A 22,408-nucleotide genomic window follows, 5' to 3' on the forward strand; every position below is an offset into this window, starting at 1 on the left:
GGATGCGGTCCCATGATCCAACCGGTGTAGCGCGAGAGGCGGTTTTCGCCACACGAAAGCGGCGATACGGTGCCTCGCCATGACCCCCGTCCCGACTGATGTGATGCCCCGTTCCCTCACGGCGTTCCCCCCGGCGCCGGGCGAGACCGCCGGCGAGCTCGACATCGCCGAGGTGGAGGACTTCGTCCGCCTGCACCACGCCGAACACCCCGACCTGGGCCCGGTCGAAGCCCGGCTCGCTGAGGTGCACGCCGAGATCGCGGCGACCGGCACCTACCGCCACACCGCCGCCGAACTGACCTTCGGCGCACGGGTGGCCTGGCGCAACAGCTCCCGCTGCATCGGCCGCCTCTACTGGCGGAGCTTGAAGGTGCGCGACCTGCGGGAGCTGTCCGCCCCCGCCGACGTGGCCGCGGAGTGCGTCGAACACCTCCGCGTCGCCACGAACGAGGGGAAGATCCGGCCGGTCATCTCGATCTTCTCCCCGGCCGAGCCCGGCATGCCCGCCCCGCAGGTCCTCAACGAGCAGATCATCCGCTACGCCGCCTACCGCGGGCCCGACGGCGGGGTGCTCGGCGACGCCCGCAACCTCGCGCTCACCGAGCTCGCCGTCGAGCACGGGTGGCAGCCGCCCGCCACGCGCGGGCCGTTCGACGTGCTGCCGCTGCTGGTCTCCTGCGAGGGCCACGAGCCCGCGCTGGTCGAGATCCCCGCCGACGCGGTGCTCGAGGTGCCGCTGACGCACCCCGACCTGCCGTGGCTCGCCAAGCTCGGCGTGAAGTGGCACGCGGTCCCGGCGATCAGCAACATGCGCCTGCGCATCGGTGGCATCGACTACCCGTGCGCCCCCTTCAACGGCTGGTACATGGGCACCGAGATCGGCGCCCGCAACCTGGCCGACCACGACCGGTACGACCTGCTGCCGTACCTCGCCAAGCGGATGGGCCTGGACATGTCGTCGGAGGCGACGTTGTGGCGCGACCGGGCCCTCGTGGAGCTCAACCGCGCCGTCCTGCACTCGTTCGCCCAGGCCGGTGTCACGATCACCGACCACCACACCGAGTCGAAGAGGTTCCTGACGCACCTGGAGAAGGAGGAGGCCGCCGGACGTTCCTGCCCCGCGGACTGGTCCTGGATCGTGCCCCCCGTGTCGGGCGGGCTGACGCCGGTCTACCACCGCTACTACGACACCGGTGAACTGCTGCCGAACTTCTTCCCCTCGGCCGCCCCCGGGAATTGCCCTGTCGCACACTGACCACGTGCAGCTCGCCAGAAGCCTGACCCTCACCGACGCCGTCTTCGTCGGGCTCGGCTCGATGATCGGCGCCGGTGTCTTCGCGGTGTTCGCCCCGGCCGCGGCGGCCGCCGGGTCCGCACTGCTCGTCAGCCTGGTGATCGCGGGCGTGATCGCCTGCTGCAACGCGTTGTCGAGCGCCTGGCTCGCGGCGCGGTACCCGCGCTCCGGCGGCACGTACGTCTACGGCCGGGAACGCCTCGGGCGGGTGTGGGGCGACCTGGCCGGGTGGGCGTTCGTGCTCGGCAAGACGGCGTCGTGCGCGGCCATGGCGCTGACCGTCGGCACCTACGCCGGCGCACCGAAAACCGTTGCCGTAGCGGCGATCGTGGCGCTGACGGCGCTCAACCTGACCGGTGTGCAGAAGTCCGCGCTGGTCACCAGGGCCATCGTGGTCGCGGTGCTGCTGGTGCTCGTCGCGACGACCGTGACCGCGCGTGAAGCCGTGCAGCCGGCGGAGTTCCTGTCCGCGGGAATCCTTCCCGCCGCCGCGCTGCTGTTCTTCGCGTTCGCCGGCTACGCGCGCATCGCGACCCTCGGAGAGGAGGTCAAGGAACCGGAGCGAACCATTCCCCGTGCCGTGGTCATCTCGTTGGCGATCACGCTCGTCGTGTACGCGGCCGTCGCGGTCACCGCATTGAGTGCGCTGGGCAGCGACCTCGCCACGAGGACGCTCGCCGACGTGTCACCCGCGCTGGCACCGGTGATCCGGGTCGCCGCCTGCCTGGCCGCGCTCGGCTCGCTGCTGTCGTTGCAGCTGGGCGTCAGCCGGACCGCTCTGGCGATGGCGCGCGACCGCAGGCTGCCGCGTCTGCTCGCGGACCTGCGCGCCGCCGAGGTCGCCACCGGCCTGGTCGCGATCGTGTTGGTGCTCACCGTCGACGTCACTCGGGCGATCGTGTTCAGCTCGTTCTGCGTGCTGCTCTACTACGCGATCGCCAACGCCAGCGCGTGGACGCTCGGTAAGCGGTTCGTGCCCGCCGTTGGGCTCGTCGGGTGCCTCACCCTCGCCGGTGCGGTGCTCTGGCAACTGTGATGTGGCCCAGGTCACCTTTGATCGCGTAACGTGCGTACGGTGAAAGTGGGAACACCCGCAGAGTCGCGGCCCGCCGAGCGTCGCGTCGCCTGCGTACCGGAAACGGTGTCGTCGCTGGTCGATGCCGGTCTGACCGTGCACGTCCAAGAAGGTGCGGGGCGCCACGCGCACGCTCCCGACGCCGCCTACCGGGCGGCCGGGGCGACCGTGACGTCCGAGGACCCGACCGCCGAGTCCGACGTCGTCGTGTCCGTCCAACCGCTGACCCCGGAGCAGGCGTCCCGGCTGAAACCGGGCGCCGTCACCATCAGCTTCCTGCAACCCGCCACCGACCAGGACCTGATCCGCGTGTACGCCGAGCGACGGGTCACGTCCTTCAGCTTCGACCTCCTGCCCCGCGTCACCCGAGCCCAGAGCGCGGACGCGTTGTCCTCGCAGGCCCTGGTCTCCGGCTACCGCGCGGTCCTGGTCGCCGCCGAACGACTACCGCGCTTCCTGCCGATGTTCACCACCGCGGCGGGCACCGTCCCCCCGGCCAAGGTCCTCGTGCTGGGCGCCGGGGTGGCGGGCCTGCAGGCCATCGCGACCGCACGCCGCCTCGGCGCCGTCGTCGAGGCCTACGACGTGCGCAAGGCCGCGGGCGAGGAGGTCCGCAGCCTCGGCGCGAAGTTCCTGGAGCTCGACCTGGAGACCCAGTCCGGCGTCTACGCCTCCGTGCAGTCCGAGGAGTTCCTGGAACGCCAACGGGAACTGATCGGCGCGCACGTCGCCGCCTCGGACGTCGTCATCACCACGGCCGCGATCCCCGGCCGCAAGGCGCCGGTGCTCGTGACCACCGACATGCTCAAGGCGATGCCGCCCGGTTCCGTGCTCGTCGACCTGGCAGCGGAGTCCGGTGGCAACTGCACCGACACCGTTGCCGGGGAGGAGAACTGGGTCGGCGAGGTGCTGGTGCACGGCGTGCGGAACCTGCCGTCCTCCATGCCCGTGCACGCGAGCCGCCTGTACTCGCGCAACGTCCTCAACCTGCTCAAGCTGATGGTCGTGGACGGCGTCGTCCTGCCGGACCTCGACGACGAGGTGCTCGCCGGCTGCTGCGTGACCCACGACGGCCGGATCCGCAAGGAGTTGCCGTGATCGACCTGCTGACGATCTTCGTGCTGGCCGTGTTCGTGGGCTTCGAGGTGGTCTCGAAGGTCTCCACGATCCTGCACACGCCGCTGATGTCCGGCGCCAACGCCATCCACGGCGTGATCCTGGTGGGCGCGATCCTCATCACCGGGTCCGCGGAGAGCACGCTGGAGCTCGTCCTGGGGCTGCTGGCGGTGTTCCTGGCGACGGTGAACGTGGTGGGCGGGTTCGTGGTGACCGACCGGATGCTGGAGATGTTCAAACGATGACCGTCCAGCTGATGTACCTCGTCGCCGCGCTCTGCTTCATCCTGGCGCTGAAGGGCCTGAGCTCGCCGAGGTACGCGCGCTACGGCAACTTCATCGGCGCGTTCGGCATGCTGGTCGCCGTCGTCACCGCCTACGTCCACGGCGTCGTCCACAACGGACTGTGGATTCTGCTCGCCGTCGCACTCGGTGTGGTGGTGGGCATCCCGGCCGCGCGGTCGGTGAAGATGACCGCCATCCCGCAGATGGTGGCGCTGTTCAACGGTGTCGGTGGCGCCGCCGCGGCACTCGTGGCGCTGGCCGAGTTCTTCGCGGTGCCCGACCCGGGGTTCCTGTTCAGCCTCGCGACCGTGCTCACGGTGCTGATCGGCTCGGTCAGCTTCTCCGGCTCGGTGGTGACGTTCCTGAAGCTGCAGGAGCTGATGACGACCCGCCCGGTGCTGCTGCCGGCCGGTCAGCAGCTCGCGATCGCGGCCGCGGTGTCGTCGATCGCCCTGTGCGCCTTGGTGGTCAGCTCCGAGTCGGGGCTGCTGCTGTGGCTGCTGGCGGTCGTGGGGCTCGCGCTGGGAGCGTTGTTCGTGCTGCCGGTCGGTGGCGCGGACGTGCCGATCGCGATCTCGCTGCTCAACGCGTTCACCGGCCTCGCGGTCGCGGCGTCGGGCTACGTGCTGGCGAACACGCTGCTGATCGTCGCGGGCACGCTCGTCGGCGCGTCCGGCACGATCCTCACCCGGCTGATGGCGCAGGCGATGGGGCGGTCGCTCACGAACATCCTGTTCGGGGCGTTCAAGACGGCAACCGTTGCGGCGCAGGGAGAAGAGCAGCGGCCGGTCAAGTCGGGCACGGTCGAGGACGTCGCGATCCTGTTGGGGTACGCGAACAACGTCGTGGTGGTGCCCGGTTACGGGCTCGCGGTCGCCCAGGCGCAGCACGCCGTGCGTGAGCTCGTGGCACAGCTCGAACAGCGCGGGGTGTCGGTGGCGTACGGCATCCACCCCGTCGCCGGGCGCATGCCGGGGCACATGAACGTGCTGCTGGCCGAGGCCGACGTGCCGTACGAGCAGCTCAAGGAGCTCGACGACGTCAACCCCGGCATCACGTCGGTGGACGTGGCCGTGGTGGTCGGCGCGAACGACGTGGTGAACCCGGGAGCGCGCGACGAGCCGTCCAGCCCGATCTACGGCATGCCGATCTTCGACGTGGACCGCGCGAAGTCCGTGGTGTTCATGAAGCGGTCGATGCGGCCGGGGTTCGCGGGTGTGGACAACGAGCTGCTGTACAACCCGAAGACGACGCTGCTGTTCGGTGACGCGAAGGACTCGCTCACGAAGTTGCTGGCGGCGGTGAAGCAGTTGTGAGCAGCTCGGTCACCTCGTCGGCGGTCAGTGCGGGCAGCAGGCCGATCACCCCGTCGGCGCCCAGTGAACGCCAGAGGTCGGCCTCCTCCGCCGTGTGCACCTCGTCGACGCCGAACCGCACGCCGAGGCCGTGCACGGTGGTCACGAGGTCGCGCATCGGCTGGAGCAGCGGCGAGCCGGGGCCCGGTGCCGGTGCGCGGGTGATCACCGAGCGGACCGGCACCTCGGCGAGCACGGCCAGTTCGTCGTGGCCGCCGCGGAAGCCGTCGAGCGCGACGACGATGCCGCTGTCGTGCAGCACCAGCGCGTTGTCGTCGCCGGCCAGCACGGAGGAGATGTCGAGCGCGATCCGCAGCCGTTCCGGGGGCAGGCCGGTCTCGTCGAGGGCGCGTTTGACGTCGGCGACCAGGTCCTCGTCACGGGACTGCAGGGCACCCAGTGCGACGTGCAGCGTGGGAGCGCGCTCACCGAGCTTCGCCACCCAGGCCGCGGCCTGCCCGCACGCCTCGCGCAGCAGCCACCGGCCCAGCGGCAGGGACAGGCCGGTCGAGTCGGCGAGCGCCATGGTGTCGTTGTGGCTCAGGTCGTCCCAGTGCAGACGGGCGACGGCGCCGAGCAGCTCCCGGGTCTCCAGGTCGTGCACCGGCGCGTAGACGATCTTCAGCTCACCGTGCTCCCAGGCGCCGGGCATCGACGCCGCCAGCGCGTACCGGCCCCGCCTGCGCGCGTCGTCGTGCGGGTCGTGCAACGCCCACTGCCGTTTGCCGCGCGCTTTCGCCTGGCGCAGCGCGGCGTTCGCGCACCGCATCAGCTCACCCGCGGTCGCGAACGCGGGCGGCCGGTCCACCACGCCGATGCTGGCCGACAGCGCGATGCCGTGGTCGTCCACGAAGGTCGGTTCCGCGAGTGCGTCCTGGATCTCCTCGACGGTCGTGGTGACGGTGTCGGAGACCGTCAGCAACGCGAACTCGTCGCCGCCGATCCGGGCCAGCACGGCGTGCTTCTCACCGGCGAGCTTGCCGAGCCGGTTCGCGACGATCTTGAGCAGCTTGTCGCCGGTGTCGTGGCCGAGACCGTTGTTGACGACCGAGAACGCGTCCAGGCCGAGGTGGTAGAGCGTGACCTGGTCGGTGTCGAGGCGGCGTTCGACCTGCGTCACGAAGTGCTGTCGGTTCGACAGGCCGGTGAGCGAGTCGTGCAGCAGCTGGTGGTCGAGGCTGCGCTGCAACAGGTGCAGCTCGCTGATGTCCTCGACCATCGTGACGTGGTGCGTCGGCTCGCCGTCCGCGTCGCGCAGCACCGACACCGCGAGGTGCACCCACACCGGTTCGCTGTCCACGCGGATCAGCTTGCGCTGGTCGCGGAAGCGGTCGACGTGCCCGTCGCGCACCTGCCGGTACGACGCGCTCAACGCGGCCAGGTCGTCCGGGTGGTAGAAGTCGGTCAGGGCGCGCCCGTGCAGGTCCGCGCCCGACTCCAGTCCGATGATCTCGGCCAGCGCGTCGTTCGCCTCGACGCAGCGGCCGTTGAAGTCCGTGATCACGATGCCCAGCGCGGCGGAGTCGAACACCTCCTGGAACCGCGCCTGGCTGACCTTGAGCGTGCGCTCGACCCGCTGTTTGGCCCGCACGATCGCGACCTTGATCTGCTCCTGCTGGTCGAACGCGTCCATCCGCATGGCCTGCGCGTACGCCGAGCTGAGCTGGGCGAGCACTGGCAGGCCGAAGGTGGGGGAGAGCAGCTCGATCGTGACGCGCAACGACTCCGGGCCGGTTGCGTGCAGTGACACCAGCCGTTTCGCAACCGCTTCGGGGGAGTCGGCCAGCGTGTGCAGCGCGTCGAGCAGGGTCTGCTCGATCTCGGCGTGGGACAGCGGGATGTACGCGGTCGACGTCAGCGCGTGCATCCAGCGGCGGGCGAGCTGCGGAAGTTCCATCCTGTGCACAGAGCGTACGGATTCGCCGCCGCCGGGCCAACATCGACGAGCAGGGGAGCCGGCCCGGCCGGCCCCTCCCGGCCAGGCCCGCCGGTCCGGAACCGCTGGTTCAGACCTTGCGCCCGACCGCCGCGTAGATGCCCGCCTTGTCCGGGTCCTCGGTGTTCGTGCCCTCCGGGCGCCACAGCGGCAACGGCACGATGCCCGGCTCGACCAGCTCGAAGCCGTCGAAGAACGCCTCGACCTCACTGCGGGTGCGCGGGTGCATCGGGTTCTGGCTCTTCTTCATGACCTCGACGATCCCGGCCATCTCCGCGGGCTGGAGGTCTTGCGTGAACTGGGAGAACGCCAGGTAGCTGCCCTCGGGCACGGCGTCGCGGTAGGTGGCCACGACCGCCCTCGGGTCCGCTTCCGGTGGCACGAAGTGGAAGACGCCGACGGCCAGCACGCCGACGGGCCGCGTGAAGTCGATCACGCCGCTCTCCCGCGCGGCCTTGAGCACCGCGACGGGGCTGGTCAGGTCCTCCTGCACGATCGCGGCGCGCGGGTCGCCCTCCAGGATGAGCTGGCTGTGCGCGACCGCGACCTCCTCGAAGTCCACGTACAGGACGCGCGAGTCCTGGTCGGCCTTCTGCGCGATCTCGTGCACGTTGCCGACCGTCGGGATGCCGCTGCCCAGGTCGAGGAACTGCCGGATGCCGTTGTCCATCATGAACAACACGGCCCTGCGCAGGAACGCCCTGTTCAGCCGCGCGATCGTGCGCGCGTTCGGCTGCGCCTTCAGGAACTTCTCCGCGAGCGCCCGGTCGGCGGCGAAGTTGTGCCCCCCGCCGAGCAGGTAGTCGTACAGGCGCGCGGCACTCGGCTTCCCGGTGTCGACGTTCTGCGGGACCCAGCTCACCCGTTCAGACATGCGCCCAGGCTACTGAGGCACCACCGGCGAGCGGGAGGGGTAGCGCCCCGAGGCGCCCTTTCGGCCTAGCGGAAACCGGTGCCACTACTGGAACGCGTTGATGAGCAGCGACGCGACGGCGACACCCAGCGCGGTGCCGAGTCCGCGCGCGACGTTGACCATCCCGCTGCCCACACCGGCCTGGTGGTCCGGCAACGCGCCCATCACCCGTCGCGTGCACGACGGCGCGATGATGCCCAGCCCGATGCCCGCCGCGAGCAGCTGCACCACCGGCGGCACCGGCATGAGCACCGCCACGGCGGCGATCAACGCCCCGGTCCTGGCACCCGGCCGGTGGATGAGCGTCGCGGCGACCGCGAACCCCAGCGGCAGCGCGGCGATCGTGAGCCCTATGTGCGCCAACGGTTGTTTCATCGTGAACGGCAGCAACGTCATCGGCGCGAACAACGCCGCGTAGGTCAGCCCGACGCCGAGCAGCCCCGGCAGCACCGCGAGACCGGGCCTGCCGCGCTCTTCCCGCGTGCTCCTGGTGCGGGGCAACAGGTAGTGGCCCGCGATCATGGCGACGACGCCGATGGGCACGTTGATCGCGAACACCGCCTGCCACCCGTGGTGCTCGACGAGGTACCCGCCCAGCAACGGCCCCGCCGCGAGCCCGGCCGCCTGCGCCGCGGCCTGGATGCCGAGCGCCTTGCGCCGCAGCTCCGGCGGCACGTTCGTCGTGACCAGCGCGACGCTGTTGGCCTGCAACATCGCCGCGCCCGCCGCCTGCGCGATCCTGGCACCGACGAGCAGCTCGAAGTTCGGCGCGTACGCGCACGCCACCGACGCGGCCGTGAAGAGCGCGAACCCGTAGATGTAGACGATCTTGCGCCCGGCCCGGTCGGCGATCCTGCCCATTGGGACGAGCAACGCCACCAGCGTGACCAGGTAGCTGATCGAGACGATCTCCGGGTCGTGCCCGAAGTGCTCTGCCATCGCGGGGAACGCGAGCGTGACGATCGAGGCGTCCAACTGCCCCATGAACGCCCCGAAGCACACGGTCGCGATGACCAGCCAACGCGCTTTCGGCCACTGTGCGATCCACGCCGGCCTGGGGGACTCCGTGACGAACCAGTTCATCGTGGTCAGATTATATCTGACACAGAGCTATATCCCCGCGTTCAGTAAGATTTCCGCATGTCAGACGAAGCCCGCACGCTCACCGACGTCGTCACCCGCCTGCGCCGGGCGCTGCGGACGAGCATCCGTGCGGACTGGCCGTGGGAGTCCCTGCCGATGGCGCAGGTAGAGCTGCTGCAAACCCTCGCGGAACGCCCCCCGATGAAGGTCGGCGACCTCGCCGCGTCGCTGCGGCTGGCCCCCAACACGGTCTCCGGCCTGGTGTCCCAGCTGATCGACTCGGGCCTGGTCGTCCGCGGCGCCGACCCCAGGGACAGGCGGGTAGCACGGCTATCCGTCTCACCCCGTGGACACGAACAGCTGCTCGTCTGGCAGCGTGAGCACGAGAAGCGCATCGGCGCCGCACTGGGCAAGCTGGAGTCCTCGGAACGGGAGGACGTCGTGCGCGCGCTGAAGGCCCTGGACCACCTGGTGGAGCACCTTGCCGAACCGTCCTGACCCCCGGTTCGTGGCCCTGGTGTCGCTCGGCGGCGGACTCGGCGGCGTGGCGCGCTACGGGATGTCGGCGTTCGTGCCCGGCGCACTGGGGCTGTTCGTGATCAACGTGCTGGGGTCGTTCCTGATCGGCGTGCTGATGGGCACCGCGCCGCGGCCGTTGGTCCGCGCGTTCTTCGGCGTCGGGTTCCTGGGCGGGTTCACGACGTTCTCGTCGTACGCGCTGGCGGGACGGCCTTTGTTCCTTCTGCTGACGCCGATTTGTGCTGTGGCTGCGGCTTTCGTCGGGGTGCGGGTGACGCGGTGACGGTGCTCGCCGTGTTCGTGGGGGCGGCTTTGGGTGCGCCGGCCCGGTACCTGGTCGACTGGGCGGTGAAGGAGCGGGCCGGGTCGGCGTTCCCGTACGGCACGTTGGTCGTGAACGTGCTGGGGTGCTTCCTGATCGGGTTCTTCGCGGGGACGGCGTGGATGCCGCTCCTCGGGGTGGGGTTCTGCGGTGGGCTGACGACGTACTCGACGTTCAGCTACGAGACGGTGTCGTTGCTGGAGCAGGAGAAGTACCGGGCGGCGCTGGTGAACGTCGCGGTCAGCGTCGTGCTGGGGGTGGGGGCCGCGACTCTGGGGCTGGCGCTGGCACGCTGAACGTTCCCGGCCTCCTCCGCGCCCACGATGCCGTCGGCGGCACCGCGACCGTTTCGCGCAGGAGGCCGGGCGGAGCTCAGTCCTTCAAGCGGGACAACACGTCCGGCAACGACCCGGAGTGCACGACGCCCAACCGCTGCGTCGCACGCGTCAACGCCACGTACAGGTCGGAGGCCCCGCGCGGCGACTCCTCCAGGATGCCCGAGGGGTCGACCACGACCACCGAGTCGAACTCCAGCCCCTTGGCGTCGGTCACCCCCAGCACCACGACCTGCGCGTCCTCCAGCTCGCCCGTCGACGAGTTCGCGACCTCCGACACCACGGCCGCACCGACCGAGGGCAGCAGTGCCGCGGGAACGATCACCGCCACCTTGCCGTCGCCCACGGCCGCGACCTCGGACGAGATCAGCGCGGGGACCTCGGAGGCGTACGACGACACCGACGCGACCCACGGCGGCACACCGGTGTCGCGCACCGAAGCGGGCGGCACGAGAGAAGGGTCCACCGACGCGAGCACGTCCGCGGCCACCTCCATGATCTCGGCCGGGGTGCGGTAGTTCACGGTGAGCTCGGTGAGGCGCCAGCGGTTCTGCACGTACGGGGACAGCACGGAGTCCCACGACAGCGCGCCGCCGACGTCGCCGGTCTGGGCGATGTCGCCGACCACCGTCATGGACTTGCTGGGGCAGCGGCGCATCAGCGTGCGCCACGCCATCGCGGACAGCTCCTGGGCCTCGTCCACGATGATGTGGCCGAAGGTCCAGGTGCGGTCGGCCGCGGCGCGTTCGGCCGCGGTCTCGTAGCGGTCCACGCCGTGGCGTTCGGCCAGCCGGTAAGCGTCCATCAGGTCCGTGGCCATCAGGATGTCCGGGTCGGCGTCGTCCTCCAGGTCGAGGATGTCGAGGACGCCCTGGGCGTACTCGATGGCCTGGCGGCGCTGGCGTTCGGCGCGGGCCTTGGCCTCCGTGTCGTCCTCGCCGAGCAGTTCGGCGGCCTCGTCGAGCAACGGGACGTCGGCCGGGGTCCAGTCGTCCGAGGTCCGCTGGAGCAGGTCGCGTTCCTCGCGGGTGAACTTCGACATCGCGCGGTTGCGGCGCTTCGGGTTCGCGTACAGCTCGGACAGCAGCGAGAACGGCGTCAGCACCGGCCACAGCGCCGAGATCGCGGCCTGGACCTCCTCGGACTCGCGCAGCTCGCGGCGGATGTCGTCCACGTCCGCCTTGTCCAGCAGGTGCCCGCCGAGCTTGGCCGCCACCATGCCGCCGAGCGTCGAGATGATCTCGCGTGCGAACGTGCGGCGGGCCTCGTTGTGCGGGCGGCGGGTGCGGCGGGCGCGGCCGCGGGCGTCGGAGATGGCGCGGCGGTCCAGGCGCAGCACGTCGTTGTCGAAGCGGATGTCGAAGAACGGCGGGGCCTCCTGGCGGTCGCGGATCGCGGCGGCGATCACGTCGGCCATCTGGACGCGGCCCTTCAGCGTCGCGACCTCCGGCGACTCCCTGCCCACCGCCGTGAGGCCGGGGAACAGCTCGCCGACGGTCGAGAGCAGCACGCCGGTCTCGCCCAGCGAGGGCAGGACCTGGCTGATGTAGCGCAGGAACGTGGTGTTCGGGCCGACCACGAGCACGCCGCGCTTGGCCAGCTGGCGGCGGTGCGTGTAGAGCAGGTAGGCGGCGCGGTGCAGCGCCACCGCGGTCTTGCCGGTGCCGGGACCGCCCTGCACGACGACGACGCCGTTCAGCTCGGACCGGATGATGACGTCCTGCTCGGCCTGGATGGTCGCGACGATGTCGCTCATCTGGCCGGTGCGGGAGGCGTTCAACGCGGCCAGCAGGGTCGCCTCGCCGGTCAGGCCCTCGTTGCGGGACGGCTCGACCGAGTTGATGTCGAGGACCTCGTCGTCGAGGCCGATGACCTTGCGGGAGCGCGTGCGCAGGTGCCGGCGGCGGCGCACGCCGTCGGGGGAGGCGGCGGTCGCGAGGTAGAACGGGCGGGCCGCGGGGGCGCGCCAGTCCATCAGCAGCGGCTCGTATTCCTTGTCCTCGTCGAAGAGACCGATTCGGCCGATGTAGAACCGGTCACCGTTGTGGAAATCGAGCCGGCCGAACGCGAGGCCGTTCTCGACCGCGCTGTACTGCGCCAGCTGATCTGTGTACATCGCGACGGAGGTGTCGCGCTCGGACCGCATCTGGTGCGTGCCGCCGGTTTGTCGCAACGATTGTGCGAGTCGTTTCGACGTCTGTTCGCGGAGGTCGTCGAGCCGGCCGTACAACATGGCCACGTATTCCTGCTCCGGCTCCATTTCGGCCGACCGGAGGTCATCGGAGGGGCTTGACAACGTGCCTCATTTCTCGATACCCTGCGACGTCAGGTTTTATCCTGAATCGCATTCTCCTGCCCGCACTCCGTCGTCTGAGCGCAGACTGGCTAATCTACACGCATGTCCGCGTGGTGCAGGTAGGCCTTCCGCAGCAGTGTGGTCAGTGCGACCCGCTCGGGCTCGGTCAACGACGCCAGCAGCTCCTCCTCGTGCGCCCGCGCCGCCTCCAGCCGTTGCCGCAACGCCTCGCGCCCGGCCGCGGTGATCGACACGGTGAACCGCCGCCGGTCCCGCACGTCACGCCTGCGCTGGGCGAACCCGCGGCCCTCCAGGTCGTCGAGCACCGACACCAGGTCACTCGGGTCCATCCGCACCTGCTCGCTGATCCGCTTCTGCGCGACCGCCTCCTGCTCGGCCAGACAGGCCAGCACCGTCACCTGGGGCCCGCGCAGCTCGCCCCGGCCCAGCCGCCGCGCCTCGCGCACCAGCTGCAGCATCAGGTAGCTGGGCAGACGCAGGAGCTGATCGATGCTCATCACTTCAGCATAGGAAAGATCCGTCACACGATCGTGGATTGCGCAGCGTGGTCGACACCCCCGGACGAGGGCCGCACGGGTGAGCATCGGGGTGACGTTTCTCCACGGAGCACCGCGGGACGGCAAGGTGGGGGTATGACGCGCGCGGAGATCGTCCGGCTCGCCCGCTGCGTGGTGCGCCGGCCCCGGTGGCAGCTCGCACTCGCGGTGCTGCTGTCGGCGTGGCTGCTCGCCTGGGTCCTGGGCCAGCTCGCCGCCCACCCGCCGACACCGCTCGGCCTGCTCTCCTGGACCGGCCTGCCCCTGCACGTCGCGACCGCCTGGGCGCAGGACCGCGCCGACGTCCTCGCCTGGCTCGCCACCCTGGGCGGTCTGAGCTGGGCGGCGACCACCGAACAGGGGCAGCTGCCCGCCCTGGCCGGCTGGTTCGCGGTGCTCGTCGCCGGTGAGGCGGCCGGGTACGAGCACGCCGTGCAACGGGCGATGCTCAGCATGCTCGTGTTCCTGGCCGTCCTCGCCGTCGTGTCGCTCACCGGGCGGCGCGCGTTCGTCGTCGACCGGGTCGCCGTCATGCCCAGGGACGTGCTGAGGGCCGCGACCACCGCCGCCGTGCTGACCGCCGTGGTGCCGCTCATCGCGCCCGGTGTGGCGCTGACCCGCCTCGTTCAGCCCTACGTGACGAAACCGCCGCGGCCGCTGAGGTCGGTTGAGGCGCCGCTGCTGCGGGAAACCGGGTGAGGTGAGCGACTACCTCCCTCCGCCCGCCCCGCCGCGCAGCGCGCTGACGCTGCGGCTGTGGCTCGCCGGCTTCGGGCTGGTCTTCAACTCGGTCGCCGGGTGGCTGGCCCTGCGCGCCGACCTCGTCTGGCTCGCCGTCGTGCTGTGGCTGCTCGCCGTCGTGTGCCTCGTCGACCTCGCCTGGGTGGCCCGCCGCAAACGGCGCGGAGATCCCGGCTGAGAACTGCCGGGAACCCGTGCTTGGGCTTCGGCCGTCCGATGGATGAAGATGTCGTTGTGCATGAAGATCCGGCCAGGGGCAGGTTGGCCAGGGTGATGCGTCGGCAGCCGGTGCAACAACGCGGTGCGGCCACCGTCTCCGCGATCCTGGACGCTTGTGCGAGCCTGCTGAACGAATACGACTACGACGACATCACCACGGCGCGCATCGTCGACGTGGCCGGAGTGCCCATCGGTTCTTTCTACCAATACTTCCCGGACAAGCGGTCCGTGGTGCACGCGCTCGCCTTGCGCGGTATGGAGGCATATCTGAGCGAGGTCGAGGAACTGTTCTCCAGCGACCTCATCGCGGACACCTGGCGCGAGGCCATGACCCAGGTCGTCGCCGTCTACATGCGGATGCTGGCGGAGCTGCCGGGCTTCGGCCGGGTGCGGTTCAGCGACATGCTGGACAGCCACCGGCTCGACTCCAGCGTCGACCAGTACGAGCTGATGGCCGAACGGCTCGCCGAGATGTTCGTCAACCGCTTCGGAGCGCACGGCGACGCACCGGTCATGCTGACCTTCCGCATCGCCGTGCAGACCGCGGACGCGTTGTTCAAGCTGGCCGAACGGGTCGACCCCGACGACCGCGCGTACGTGGTCGGCACGGCGAACGAGCTGCTCACGGGCATGCTCGGCGGCGTGCTGGAACCTCAGAGGCCGTAAGCCTCCAGCATCCGCAGCCACACCTCGCTGATCGTCGGGTAGGCGGGCACCGCGTGCCACAGCCGGTCGACGGTCACCTCGCCGACGATCGCGATGGTGGCGGCGTGCAGCAGCTCGGCCACGTCCTGGCCGACGAACGTGACACCGACCAGGGTGCGGGTGCGCTCGTCGACGACCATCCGCGCCTTGCCGCTGTAACCGTCGGCGTGCAGCGACGACCCGGCGACCGCGATGTCGAGGTCCACGACCTTGACATCGCGTCCGGCCGCACGTGCCTCCTCCGCGGTGTGCCCGACGAAGGCCACCTCGGGGTCGGTGAACACGACCTGCGGCACCGCCACGTGGTCGGCGCTGGCCTGGCCCGCCGACCACGGCTCCGGCTCGGAGCCGCGCGACCGCTCCAGGATCGCCGACCCGACCGCCCGGCCCTGGTACTTGCCCTGGTGGGTGAGCAGCGCACGCCCGGTGACGTCACCGGCCGCGTACAGCCACCGCCCGTCCACGCCGGACACGAGACCGGTGTCGTCGATGCTCATCGGCTTGCCGTCCTTCGTCGCCGGCACCCGCCCGGTCGCGACGAGGATCTCCGCGCCCCGCACGACCCGGCCGTCCCGCAACGTCAGCGCGCCCGGCTCGACGGCCGCGGCCCGCGCGTTCAGCAGCACCTCGACCCCGTCGGCCCGCAGGCCCTCGGCGACCAGCGGCCCGACGAAGTCCTCCATGCGCGGCAACGGGCGGTCGCCCGACACCACGAGCGTCACCTTCGACCCGAGCCGCGCCCACGCCTGCGCCATCTCGACACCGACCACGCCGCCGCCGAGCACCACGAGCGACTCCGGCACCGCGCGCGCCGACGTGGCCTCGCGGGACGTCCACACCGGAGTGTCGTCGATGCCGTCCAGCGGCGGCATCTTCGGCACGCTGCCGGTGCACACCACCACGGCCAGCCGCGCCCGGTGCACCTCGCCGCCGACGGTGACCTCGCGTTCGCCGGTCACCTCGCCGTCACCGCGCAGGACGGTGATGCCGACCGACTCGGCCCACTGCACCTGACCCGCGTCGTCCCAGTCGGACGTGAACGAGGTGCGCCGCTCCAGCACCGCCAGCGGGTCGAGGCTGCCGCCGACCACGCCCTTGACCCGCTGGGCGGCCGCGAGCGCGTGACCGGAGCGCAGCAACGCCTTGGACGGCATGCACGCCCAGTACGAGCACTCGCCGCCGACCAGCTCCTTCTCGACCATGGCGGTGGACAGGCCACCGGCGGCCGTCCGCCAGGCCACGTTCTCACCCACGGGGCCACCACCGATGACGATGACGTCGAAATCCATGGCGCCACACTAGAACGGTTCTAGGTGAGCCACAGGAGGCAGAACGTGTGCCCGACCGGGTCGGTGTAGACGCGGTAGTCGTCGGGGTTGTCGCGCGCGAGCAGCTTGGCCCCGAGCGCGAGCACCTGGGACTCGGCGAGCTCCACGTCCTCGACCAGCACGTCGAGGTGGAACTGCTGCGAGCCGTGCGGGTCGGGGAACACCGGCGGCACGTACTCGGGCGCGCGCTGGAACGCGATCCGCGTGCCGCTCGCGACGACCACCACCCAGTCGGGGTCCTCGCTGCCGGCGAGGCGTTCGCCGCCGAGGAGCTTCTCGTAGAACGACGCCAGCTCGGAGGGGTCGGGGCAGTCGACCACCACGGAACGAAGTTGTCCGATCATGCCCTCCACCCTCTACCGGGAGGTGGGCAGCCGCAACGCCTGCTTGGCGATCGGGTCGAGCGCGGCGTCGCCGGCCCCGCCGGACCACACCACGAACGCCAGCTGGACGTGGCTGCCCTTCACGCCGCTCGCGAACGTCGCGTTCGCCAGCGGGTTGCCGTCCGGCGCGTTCACGCCACCGGAGCCGGGGGCCGCCACGATCGCGTGGAACGCCTTGGCGCTGGGGGCGTCCATCACGTCGAGGTCCGCGACCAGCACGGACGCCTTGCGGCCGTTGACGGTCGTCTCGTAGGTGGCGCGCTGGACCCGGCCGCACTCGTTCGCCACCAGCCAGGCCTTGACGTCGCCGAACGCCTGCGCAGCGCAGTCCTCGTCCTGCTGGGCGTCTCGGGGGACGAACGTCGTGCCGTCCACGACCACCGTCGTCGGGCCGGGCGGCGGCGTCTCCGTGGCACCGACCTGCGGGTCACCGCCGGGCAGCGCCACGACCAGCCACACGAGCAGGACCAGCACGAGCAGACCGGCGCCCGCGAGGTAGGGCCAGCGCAGCTTGACCGGCCCGCGCCTGCCCGCCGGCGGTCGCACGCCGATCTTCGGGATCAGCATGGTGCTGGCGGAGGCCAGGTCGGGGGAGACGGCGTCGGAGAAGCCCTCGCCCAGCAGCGACGCGGTGTCCGGCGGCGTGCCGGTGGTCTGCAGGACGGCGAGCAGCTTGGCCGCGTGCTCGGCCGAGCACGGCACCGCCGACGTGGCCAGCTCGCGTGCCGCGGTGAGCAATGTGGACGGTTTGGGGTGCAGCACCCGCACACCGCGGTTGAGGTCCGCGGAGGGTTGCACGACCTGGCTCACGAACGGGCCGACCGCGACGACCGTGCTCACCGGCAGCGGTTCGGCGCGCATGGCCTGCAACCGCTGGGCCACCGCCGTCGCCGCCGCCACGGCCTCGGTCGCCGGGTTCGGCATGCCGTCCTGGCTGACCAGCGGCCAGCCGTCGATCGTCCACGTCCCGCCGAGCGGGGCCTCCAGCTTCACGGCGGGGTCGGGCAGGTCCACGCCCACGATCACCAGCACGCCCTTGGGCAGCACCACGACCGCGTCCAGCGGCACCGGGCAGTCGGGGGGCTGCACGCCGGTCAACGCGACCCCGCCGAGCACCTCCGTGCCCGCGCCGCACGCGGTGAGGGCAGCGCGGACGTCCGCCCCGATGGCCGAGGGTTCAGCGCCCAGACGGATCAACCGCACGAGTCCCCACCTTTCCGCACGGGGGCACACCGTAGCGCTCCGGGGTCGTTCACCTGCGGCCAGTCGAGACGTTGCGTGACACCCGTCACCGGAAAGTGGATCACTCGTTGGATGGATTGTCTGCCTATGTTCACGGAGGGTCCAGTTGCAGACGTGCTGCACTGCTCGCCGTGGTGCCCGTGGCCGCCGCCTCCCCTGTCGCGGCGGCCACGACAGGTCGTCGACAACTCCTGGGCCGTCCGGTGGCGGGGCGTTCGACCCTGGCCCGGTGACGGTCAAGCCGCAGCACGGTCCCGCCCTGCTCGACCTGGGCACGTCCACCACGATCGTCGCCGCGGTAAACGCGCTGGAGATCACGATCACGCATCGCTCGGCAGGGGAGATCGGGACTTAAGACCTGTATCTGACCCGGTCGGGTGATGATCGAGCTGGTTCTTATGGCGGACATGCCTCAAGTCGAGGCAGAATGCAGCGAACGGGTTCCACGGTGATCACCTCACTCGGCAAAGGCGTAGGGGAAGACGTCCCTCGTCGAGTAGCGGAGGTCAGCAGTGAGCACCCGTGGCAGCACCAGTGGCGTGGTCTACGTCCACTCGTCGCCGTCTGCGGTCTGTCCGCACGTCGAGTGGGCGATCTCGGGCACCCTTGGCGAACGAGTGGACCTCAGGTGGGCAGCGCAACCCGCGGCACCAGGACAGTTGCGCGCTGAATGTGCGTGGGCCGGTGACGCCGGTACCGGCGCGAAACTCGTTGCTGCGCTGCGCGCGTGGCCGATGCTCCGTTTCGAGGTGACCGAGGAACCGTCCCCAGGTCAGGACGGAGAGCGCTTCTGCTTCGCGCCCGTGCTGGGGTTGTGGCACGCGCGCACTTCGGCGAACGGCGACATCGTCGTGAACGAGGACCAGCTGCGTGCGCTGGCCGCACGCTCCCGCGGCGGTGAGTCCTTCGCGCACGGTGTCGACGAGCTCCTCGGCGCGGCGTGGGACGACGCGCTGGAACCGTTCCGCCGTGCCGGCGACGGCGCGCCGGTCACGTGGCTGCACCGCGTCGGGTGAGCTCCCGGCCAGTCCTGAGTGGACCCCGCTACCGGTTGGGCAGCGGGGTTCGCTCGTGGTGGGTGGGGTCCCAGGCGAGCATCAGCCTGCCGTAGGTCGGCGAGGTCTCCAGCAGCTGCTCGTGCGTGCCCAGAAGAGGCGCGCCACCGTCCATGACCAGCACCCGGTCCGCCCGCAACGCCGAGCTCAGCCGGTGTGCGATCACCACGAGGACGCCCTTCCTGGCCGCGAACGCGCGCTCCACCCGCGCCTCCGCCGCCGGGTCCAGGTGCGAGGTCGCCTCGTCGAGGATCACCACCGCCGCCGGCGTCGCGTGGACCCGTGCCAGCGCGAGCAGCTGCGCCTCTCCGGCGGACAACCCTTCGCCCGCGTGGCCCAGCCGTGCGTCCAGACCGCCCAGCCGGTCAAGAAGTGGTTTGGCCCCAACGCTTTTCACCGCCGCGAGGAGTTCGGCGTCGGTGGCCTGCGGCGCCAGCAGGGCGAGGTTCTCGCGCACGGTCCCGGTGAACAGGTAGGTCTCCTGCGGGATCAGCGCGATCGCCTGGTGCCGGACCGACGGCACCACCCGGTCCACCGGCCGCCCGCCGAACAGCACCTCGCCCCGGTCCGGTGGCATCAGACCGGTGAGCAGACCGGCCACAGTGGACTTGCCGATGCCCGACGGCCCGACGACGGCCAGGTGGTCGCCCGGTCCGATGCACAGGTTCAGGTCCTTCACCACCGGCACGGCGTCCGGGCTCCAGCCGAACGTGACGTCCCTGAGGGTGAACTCGCAGCTGACGGGCACCTCCACGCCGTCGTCGCCGGTCTGCCGCGGCGCCGCCTCCTGAAGTCGTTTGAGTGCGACCATCAGCCGCATCACGACGGTGCTCGTGGTGCGGGCCAGGCCGTGCAGCGCCGGGTTGACGCTGTTGGTCAGGTAGACGACCGCCGCCAGCACCGCGCCGGTGGTGAGCTGACCGGACGCCACCAGCGGCGGTGCGAACGCGACGAGCAGCACGACCGGTGCGAAGCCGCCGAGAGCGATCACGGTGGCCCGCAGGGCGTTCGCCCAGGCCACCGCGACCGTCGCCGCCGCCTGCTCGTCGACCTGCGCCCGGACGTCCGCGAACGCCTCCTGCTCGGCCCGGCACGCGGCGACGTCGCGCAGCCCGGTGAGCACCCCGCCGGTCGCCTCCGCGGTGCGTTCCTCGGCCATGACCGCGTTGCGCTGCCGTTTCGCCAGTGACGGCAGCAGGAACCCGAACAGCACCAGCGCCGCGACGATCGGCAGGACGACGAGCCAGACCAGCGCGGCCGCGGTCGTGGCGAGCCCGACGAGCGCGGCGACCGTGGTGACCAGCAGCGCGCGGGCCTGCACGAGCACGCCGGCGGTGGCGTCGCGGACCACCTCGACGTGACGGGTGATCATCGCGACGGCGCTGGCGTCCGGGGTGCGGCGGTGCGTCCGGTTGTTCAGCACGCCCTTGACGACCTGCGTGACCAGGGCGTCGCGCATGGGCTCGACGACATCGCCGAGCCGGGCGAACACCTGGCGCTGACCGAGCGCGCCGGCGACGGCGAGCGCGGCGAACGCGAGCAGCCACAGCAGCCCGGCCACCGGGCGGCCCGCGGCGAACCCGCTGTCCACGGCGGTGCCGACGAGCTTGCCGCCGAAGAACGCCGGGATGCCCTCCAGCGCGGACCAGGCGAGCAGGACGAGCACGCCGCGGCGGTGCCCGGCCAGCGTGGAGAGGTAGAAGCGCATCACTCGCCCCCGGTGAACACGGCGCGGTACTCCTGGTCGTCCCACAGCCCCTGGTGGGTGCCGGTCGCGCGCACCCGGCCGTTCTCCAGCCACACCACCAGGTCCGCGCGGGCCGCCGTCGCCGGCCGGTGCGTGACGACGACGCGGGTGCGGCCGGGCAGCGCGGTGGTGAGCGCGTCGTCCACCCTGGCCTCGGTGACGGTGTCCAGGCTGGCGGTGGCGTCGTCCAGCACGAGCACCTCGGGGTCGCGCACGATCGCACGCGCCAGGCCTATCCGCTGCGCCTCACCGCCGGACAGCGGGGTGTCGGCGACCGGCGTCTCATACCCGTGAGGCAGCCGCACCAGCACGTCGTGCACCTGGGCGGCGACGGCGGCGGCGCGGACCCGCGCCTCGTCCGCGTCCGTTCCGTAGGCGATCGAACGACCGATCGTGGTGCCCAGCAAAGCGGGGCGCTCGAAGGCGTACCCGACGTCGCCGGACCGCGCGACCTCACCGGAGTCCACAGGGGACAGTCCGCCGAGCACGGCGGCCAGCGCGGACTTGCCCGCGCCGGAGCTGCCCACGACCGCGCAGAACGCGCCGGCCGGGACGACGAGGTCGACGTCGTGGAGCGCGCCGTCGACGCTGACACCGCGCAGTTCGAGTGCCCCGTCGCGGGGGGCGCGGGCGAAGGGGCGGTGCGGTGGCGGGGTGTCGAGCACCTCGGCGATCCGGCCGGCGGAGGCGCGGGTGCGTTCCAGCACGGTGAGCTGGGTGATCTGGCCGACGATCCCCATGCCCAGCGCGGCGTAGCCGAGGGCGGCGAGCACGTCACCGGCGCTCAGCCTGCCCTGCAGCACCCCGAACCCGGCGGCCGCGAGCACCGCGACCTCCACGGCGGGCAGCAGGAGCCCGGCCCGCCACATCATCCTGGCCTGGGTGCGCCACATCCCGGCGCCCGCCGCGGCGAGCCGGGGGAGCGGCTGCAGCACGCGGCGCGTCTCGCGGTCGGCGAGACCGGCGGCGGAGATCGTGCGCAGGCCGGACACGGAGTCGAGCAGCCGGGCCGAGACCTCGCCGGAGACCTCCTGGTAGGTCAGCACGTCGTCGGCGGTGAGGCGCAGGTGGGTGCGGATCAGCAGGCCCGCCAGCGGGGCGCTGACCAGGAACACCGCGGCGAGCCGCCAGTCCAGCAGCGCCAGCGCGACGACCGAGCCCACCGACGACACGACGCTGACGAGCAGGCCGATGACCGTGACGGCGACACCGCCCGCGTTGCCGCAGTCACCCGTGACGCGGCTGACGGCGTCGCCGTGGGCGAACGGCGCGGGGTGACCGATCGTGAGCAGCTGCCGGGACAGCCGGTGGCGCAACCACGCGGTGCCGCGGGCGGTGATGCTCGCCGCGAGCACGATCCCGATCGCGTCGCCGACGATCTCGACCGCGGCCAGCACCAGCAGGAACAGGATCGTCGCGAGCACGAACCGCCCGCCCAGCGCCATGTCGACGGCACCGGCCAGCGCGGCCGGCAGCAGCAGACCGGCGGCGGTGGTGACCGCGGCGTTGAGGAGCAGCAGCCACGGCCGGTAGTCGCGCTTGACGGTGGAGAACAGCAGAGCGTCACCGGGTTTGGTCATCGCTGTTCCTCCCGAGGGCGTCAGGGCGCATCATGAGCGAGGGCCCGACAGCTGGCCGGCTGCCGGGCCCTGCAGGTGGCGGATGAGCGGCATACTTCGCCTATGCCGCTCATCGGCCGGGGTAGCTCAGTTGTGGAACAGCTCAGCAGGCCAGCAGGCTGACGGTGCTGTGCGAGCAGGGGAGCAGCAGCGAGGCGTTGGACGCGGTGGTCGAACCGCCGCCACCGCCGCCGGAGCCGCCGCCCGCCAGCACGTTGGCCGGCGCCTCGGGGGTCTCGAGGTCCTGCATGTCGAGGATGAAGCCCATGACGGTCTCCTTGCTA

The 22,408-nt window shown here is 71.3% G+C and carries 24 protein-coding genes; 13 read left to right on the forward strand and 11 right to left on the reverse strand.

Going from position 1 to position 22,408, the window contains the following annotated elements; genetic code table 11:
- Positions 1–79 precede the first annotated feature (79 nt).
- From ACZ7CH_RS33685 to ACZ7CH_RS33705, 5 genes are read left to right on the forward strand one after another with little or no spacing between them, the layout of a single operon-like run.
- The gene (locus ACZ7CH_RS33685) at positions 80–1,255 is read left to right on the forward strand and encodes a nitric oxide synthase oxygenase (protein ID WP_470375786.1); all 1,176 of its coding nucleotides are present in this window, start codon (positions 80–82) and stop codon (positions 1,253–1,255) included.
- A gap of 4 nt (positions 1,256–1,259) precedes the next feature.
- On the forward strand, positions 1,260–2,330 hold the full coding sequence (locus tag ACZ7CH_RS33690) for an APC family permease (protein ID WP_470375787.1): 1,071 nt from the start codon (positions 1,260–1,262) through the stop codon (positions 2,328–2,330).
- A gap of 39 nt (positions 2,331–2,369) precedes the next feature.
- Positions 2,370–3,467 carry a Re/Si-specific NAD(P)(+) transhydrogenase subunit alpha gene (locus ACZ7CH_RS33695; RefSeq protein ID WP_470371857.1) on the forward strand — a complete coding sequence of 366 codons (1,098 nt, stop codon included), beginning with the start codon at positions 2,370–2,372 and terminating at the stop codon, positions 3,465–3,467.
- Positions 3,464–3,730, forward strand: coding sequence for an NAD(P) transhydrogenase subunit alpha part 2 (locus ACZ7CH_RS33700; RefSeq protein ID WP_053737731.1), 267 nt, complete (start codon positions 3,464–3,466; stop codon positions 3,728–3,730). The genes ACZ7CH_RS33695 and ACZ7CH_RS33700 overlap by 4 nt, the downstream gene beginning before the upstream one ends.
- Positions 3,727–5,085 (forward strand): NAD(P)(+) transhydrogenase (Re/Si-specific) subunit beta, encoded by a 1,359-nt coding sequence (locus ACZ7CH_RS33705; RefSeq protein WP_470375788.1) that lies wholly within the window; start codon positions 3,727–3,729, stop codon positions 5,083–5,085. The genes ACZ7CH_RS33700 and ACZ7CH_RS33705 overlap by 4 nt, the downstream gene beginning before the upstream one ends.
- On the opposite strand, the gene ACZ7CH_RS33710 is transcribed toward ACZ7CH_RS33705, so the two are convergent.
- From ACZ7CH_RS33710 to ACZ7CH_RS33720, 3 genes are all read right to left on the reverse strand, one after another.
- Positions 5,051–7,021: a putative bifunctional diguanylate cyclase/phosphodiesterase gene (locus ACZ7CH_RS33710; protein ID WP_470375789.1), complete on the reverse strand. Its 1,971-nt coding sequence runs from the start codon at positions 7,019–7,021 to the stop codon at positions 5,051–5,053. The two genes, ACZ7CH_RS33705 and ACZ7CH_RS33710, sit on opposite strands and share 35 nt — an antisense overlap.
- A gap of 109 nt (positions 7,022–7,130) precedes the next feature.
- Entirely contained in the window at positions 7,131–7,934 is an 804-nt protein-coding gene (locus ACZ7CH_RS33715) for an SAM-dependent methyltransferase (protein WP_470371854.1), read from the reverse strand.
- 84 nt (positions 7,935–8,018) lie between these two features.
- Entirely contained in the window at positions 8,019–9,056 is a 1,038-nt protein-coding gene (locus ACZ7CH_RS33720) for an MFS transporter (RefSeq protein ID WP_360397222.1), read from the reverse strand.
- Positions 9,057–9,113: 57 nt separating this feature from the next.
- Between ACZ7CH_RS33720 and ACZ7CH_RS33725 the strand changes: the two genes are divergently transcribed.
- Genes ACZ7CH_RS33725 through crcB form a run of 3 tightly spaced genes read left to right on the forward strand, consistent with a single transcriptional unit; the run spans position 9,114 to position 10,193 of the window.
- Positions 9,114–9,554: a MarR family winged helix-turn-helix transcriptional regulator gene (locus ACZ7CH_RS33725; protein WP_360397223.1), complete on the forward strand. Its 441-nt coding sequence runs from the start codon at positions 9,114–9,116 to the stop codon at positions 9,552–9,554.
- Positions 9,538–9,858, forward strand: a complete 321-nt coding sequence (locus ACZ7CH_RS33730) for a CrcB family protein (RefSeq protein ID WP_360397224.1) — start codon at positions 9,538–9,540, stop codon at positions 9,856–9,858. Before ACZ7CH_RS33725 ends, ACZ7CH_RS33730 begins: the two co-directional genes overlap by 17 nt.
- Complete coding sequence (gene crcB / locus ACZ7CH_RS33735) at positions 9,855–10,193, forward strand: fluoride efflux transporter CrcB (protein WP_360397225.1); 339 nt, start codon at positions 9,855–9,857, stop codon at positions 10,191–10,193. Before ACZ7CH_RS33730 ends, crcB begins: the two co-directional genes overlap by 4 nt.
- Positions 10,194–10,269: 76 nt before the next feature.
- Here the strand turns inward: crcB and ACZ7CH_RS33740 are convergent, their stop codons facing one another.
- Positions 10,270–12,528, reverse strand: coding sequence for a HelD family protein (locus ACZ7CH_RS33740; protein WP_360397226.1), 2,259 nt, complete (start codon positions 12,526–12,528; stop codon positions 10,270–10,272).
- An 89-nt stretch (positions 12,529–12,617) separates the two neighbouring features.
- Complete coding sequence (locus ACZ7CH_RS33745; protein WP_360397227.1) at positions 12,618–13,046, reverse strand: MarR family winged helix-turn-helix transcriptional regulator; 429 nt, start codon at positions 13,044–13,046, stop codon at positions 12,618–12,620.
- A gap of 135 nt (positions 13,047–13,181) precedes the next feature.
- On the opposite strand from ACZ7CH_RS33745, the gene ACZ7CH_RS33750 reads away from it, so the two are divergent.
- From ACZ7CH_RS33750 to ACZ7CH_RS33760, 3 genes are all read left to right on the forward strand, one after another.
- Entirely contained in the window at positions 13,182–13,784 is a 603-nt protein-coding gene (locus tag ACZ7CH_RS33750; RefSeq protein ID WP_360397228.1) for a hypothetical protein, read from the forward strand.
- 1 nt (position 13,785) lies between these two features.
- The gene (locus ACZ7CH_RS33755) at positions 13,786–14,004 is read left to right on the forward strand and encodes a DUF6343 family protein (RefSeq protein ID WP_360397229.1); all 219 of its coding nucleotides are present in this window, start codon (positions 13,786–13,788) and stop codon (positions 14,002–14,004) included.
- A gap of 95 nt (positions 14,005–14,099) precedes the next feature.
- On the forward strand, positions 14,100–14,711 hold the full coding sequence (locus tag ACZ7CH_RS33760; RefSeq protein ID WP_360397450.1) for a TetR/AcrR family transcriptional regulator: 612 nt from the start codon (positions 14,100–14,102) through the stop codon (positions 14,709–14,711).
- On the opposite strand, the gene ACZ7CH_RS33765 is transcribed toward ACZ7CH_RS33760, so the two are convergent.
- The 3 genes from ACZ7CH_RS33765 to ACZ7CH_RS33775 are packed head-to-tail and all read right to left on the reverse strand — an operon-like array spanning position 14,699 to position 17,664.
- Positions 14,699–16,039: a dihydrolipoyl dehydrogenase family protein gene (locus ACZ7CH_RS33765; RefSeq protein WP_360397230.1), complete on the reverse strand. Its 1,341-nt coding sequence runs from the start codon at positions 16,037–16,039 to the stop codon at positions 14,699–14,701. The two genes, ACZ7CH_RS33760 and ACZ7CH_RS33765, sit on opposite strands and share 13 nt — an antisense overlap.
- A gap of 20 nt (positions 16,040–16,059) precedes the next feature.
- On the reverse strand, positions 16,060–16,422 hold the full coding sequence (locus ACZ7CH_RS33770; protein WP_458433822.1) for a VOC family protein: 363 nt from the start codon (positions 16,420–16,422) through the stop codon (positions 16,060–16,062).
- A 12-nt stretch (positions 16,423–16,434) separates the two neighbouring features.
- On the reverse strand, positions 16,435–17,664 hold the full coding sequence (locus ACZ7CH_RS33775) for a hypothetical protein (protein ID WP_470375790.1): 1,230 nt from the start codon (positions 17,662–17,664) through the stop codon (positions 16,435–16,437).
- A 268-nt stretch (positions 17,665–17,932) separates the two neighbouring features.
- Between ACZ7CH_RS33775 and ACZ7CH_RS33780 the strand changes: the two genes are divergently transcribed.
- Together ACZ7CH_RS33780 and ACZ7CH_RS33785 are read left to right on the forward strand one after the other, a co-directional pair.
- Positions 17,933–18,058 carry a hypothetical protein gene (locus ACZ7CH_RS33780; protein WP_360397234.1) on the forward strand — a complete coding sequence of 42 codons (126 nt, stop codon included), beginning with the start codon at positions 17,933–17,935 and terminating at the stop codon, positions 18,056–18,058.
- 157 nt (positions 18,059–18,215) lie between these two features.
- Positions 18,216–18,719: a DUF3145 domain-containing protein gene (locus ACZ7CH_RS33785; protein WP_157529558.1), complete on the forward strand. Its 504-nt coding sequence runs from the start codon at positions 18,216–18,218 to the stop codon at positions 18,717–18,719.
- Positions 18,720–18,747: 28 nt separating this feature from the next.
- On the opposite strand, the gene ACZ7CH_RS33790 is transcribed toward ACZ7CH_RS33785, so the two are convergent.
- The 3 genes from ACZ7CH_RS33790 to ACZ7CH_RS33800 all read right to left on the reverse strand — a co-directional run bounded on the left by ACZ7CH_RS33790 (position 18,748) and on the right by ACZ7CH_RS33800 (position 22,392).
- A complete protein-coding gene (locus ACZ7CH_RS33790) occupies positions 18,748–20,466 on the reverse strand; it encodes an ABC transporter ATP-binding protein (protein ID WP_360397236.1) in 1,719 nt (572 codons plus the stop codon).
- Positions 20,466–22,085, reverse strand: coding sequence for an ABC transporter ATP-binding protein (locus ACZ7CH_RS33795; protein WP_458433819.1), 1,620 nt, complete (start codon positions 22,083–22,085; stop codon positions 20,466–20,468). The genes ACZ7CH_RS33790 and ACZ7CH_RS33795 overlap by 1 nt, the downstream gene beginning before the upstream one ends.
- Before the next feature lie 142 nt (positions 22,086–22,227).
- Positions 22,228–22,392 carry a SapB/AmfS family lanthipeptide gene (locus tag ACZ7CH_RS33800; RefSeq protein WP_154697009.1) on the reverse strand — a complete coding sequence of 55 codons (165 nt, stop codon included), beginning with the start codon at positions 22,390–22,392 and terminating at the stop codon, positions 22,228–22,230.
- Positions 22,393–22,408 lie beyond the last annotated feature (16 nt).

The organism is Lentzea sp. NPDC037011 (assembly GCF_055607425.1).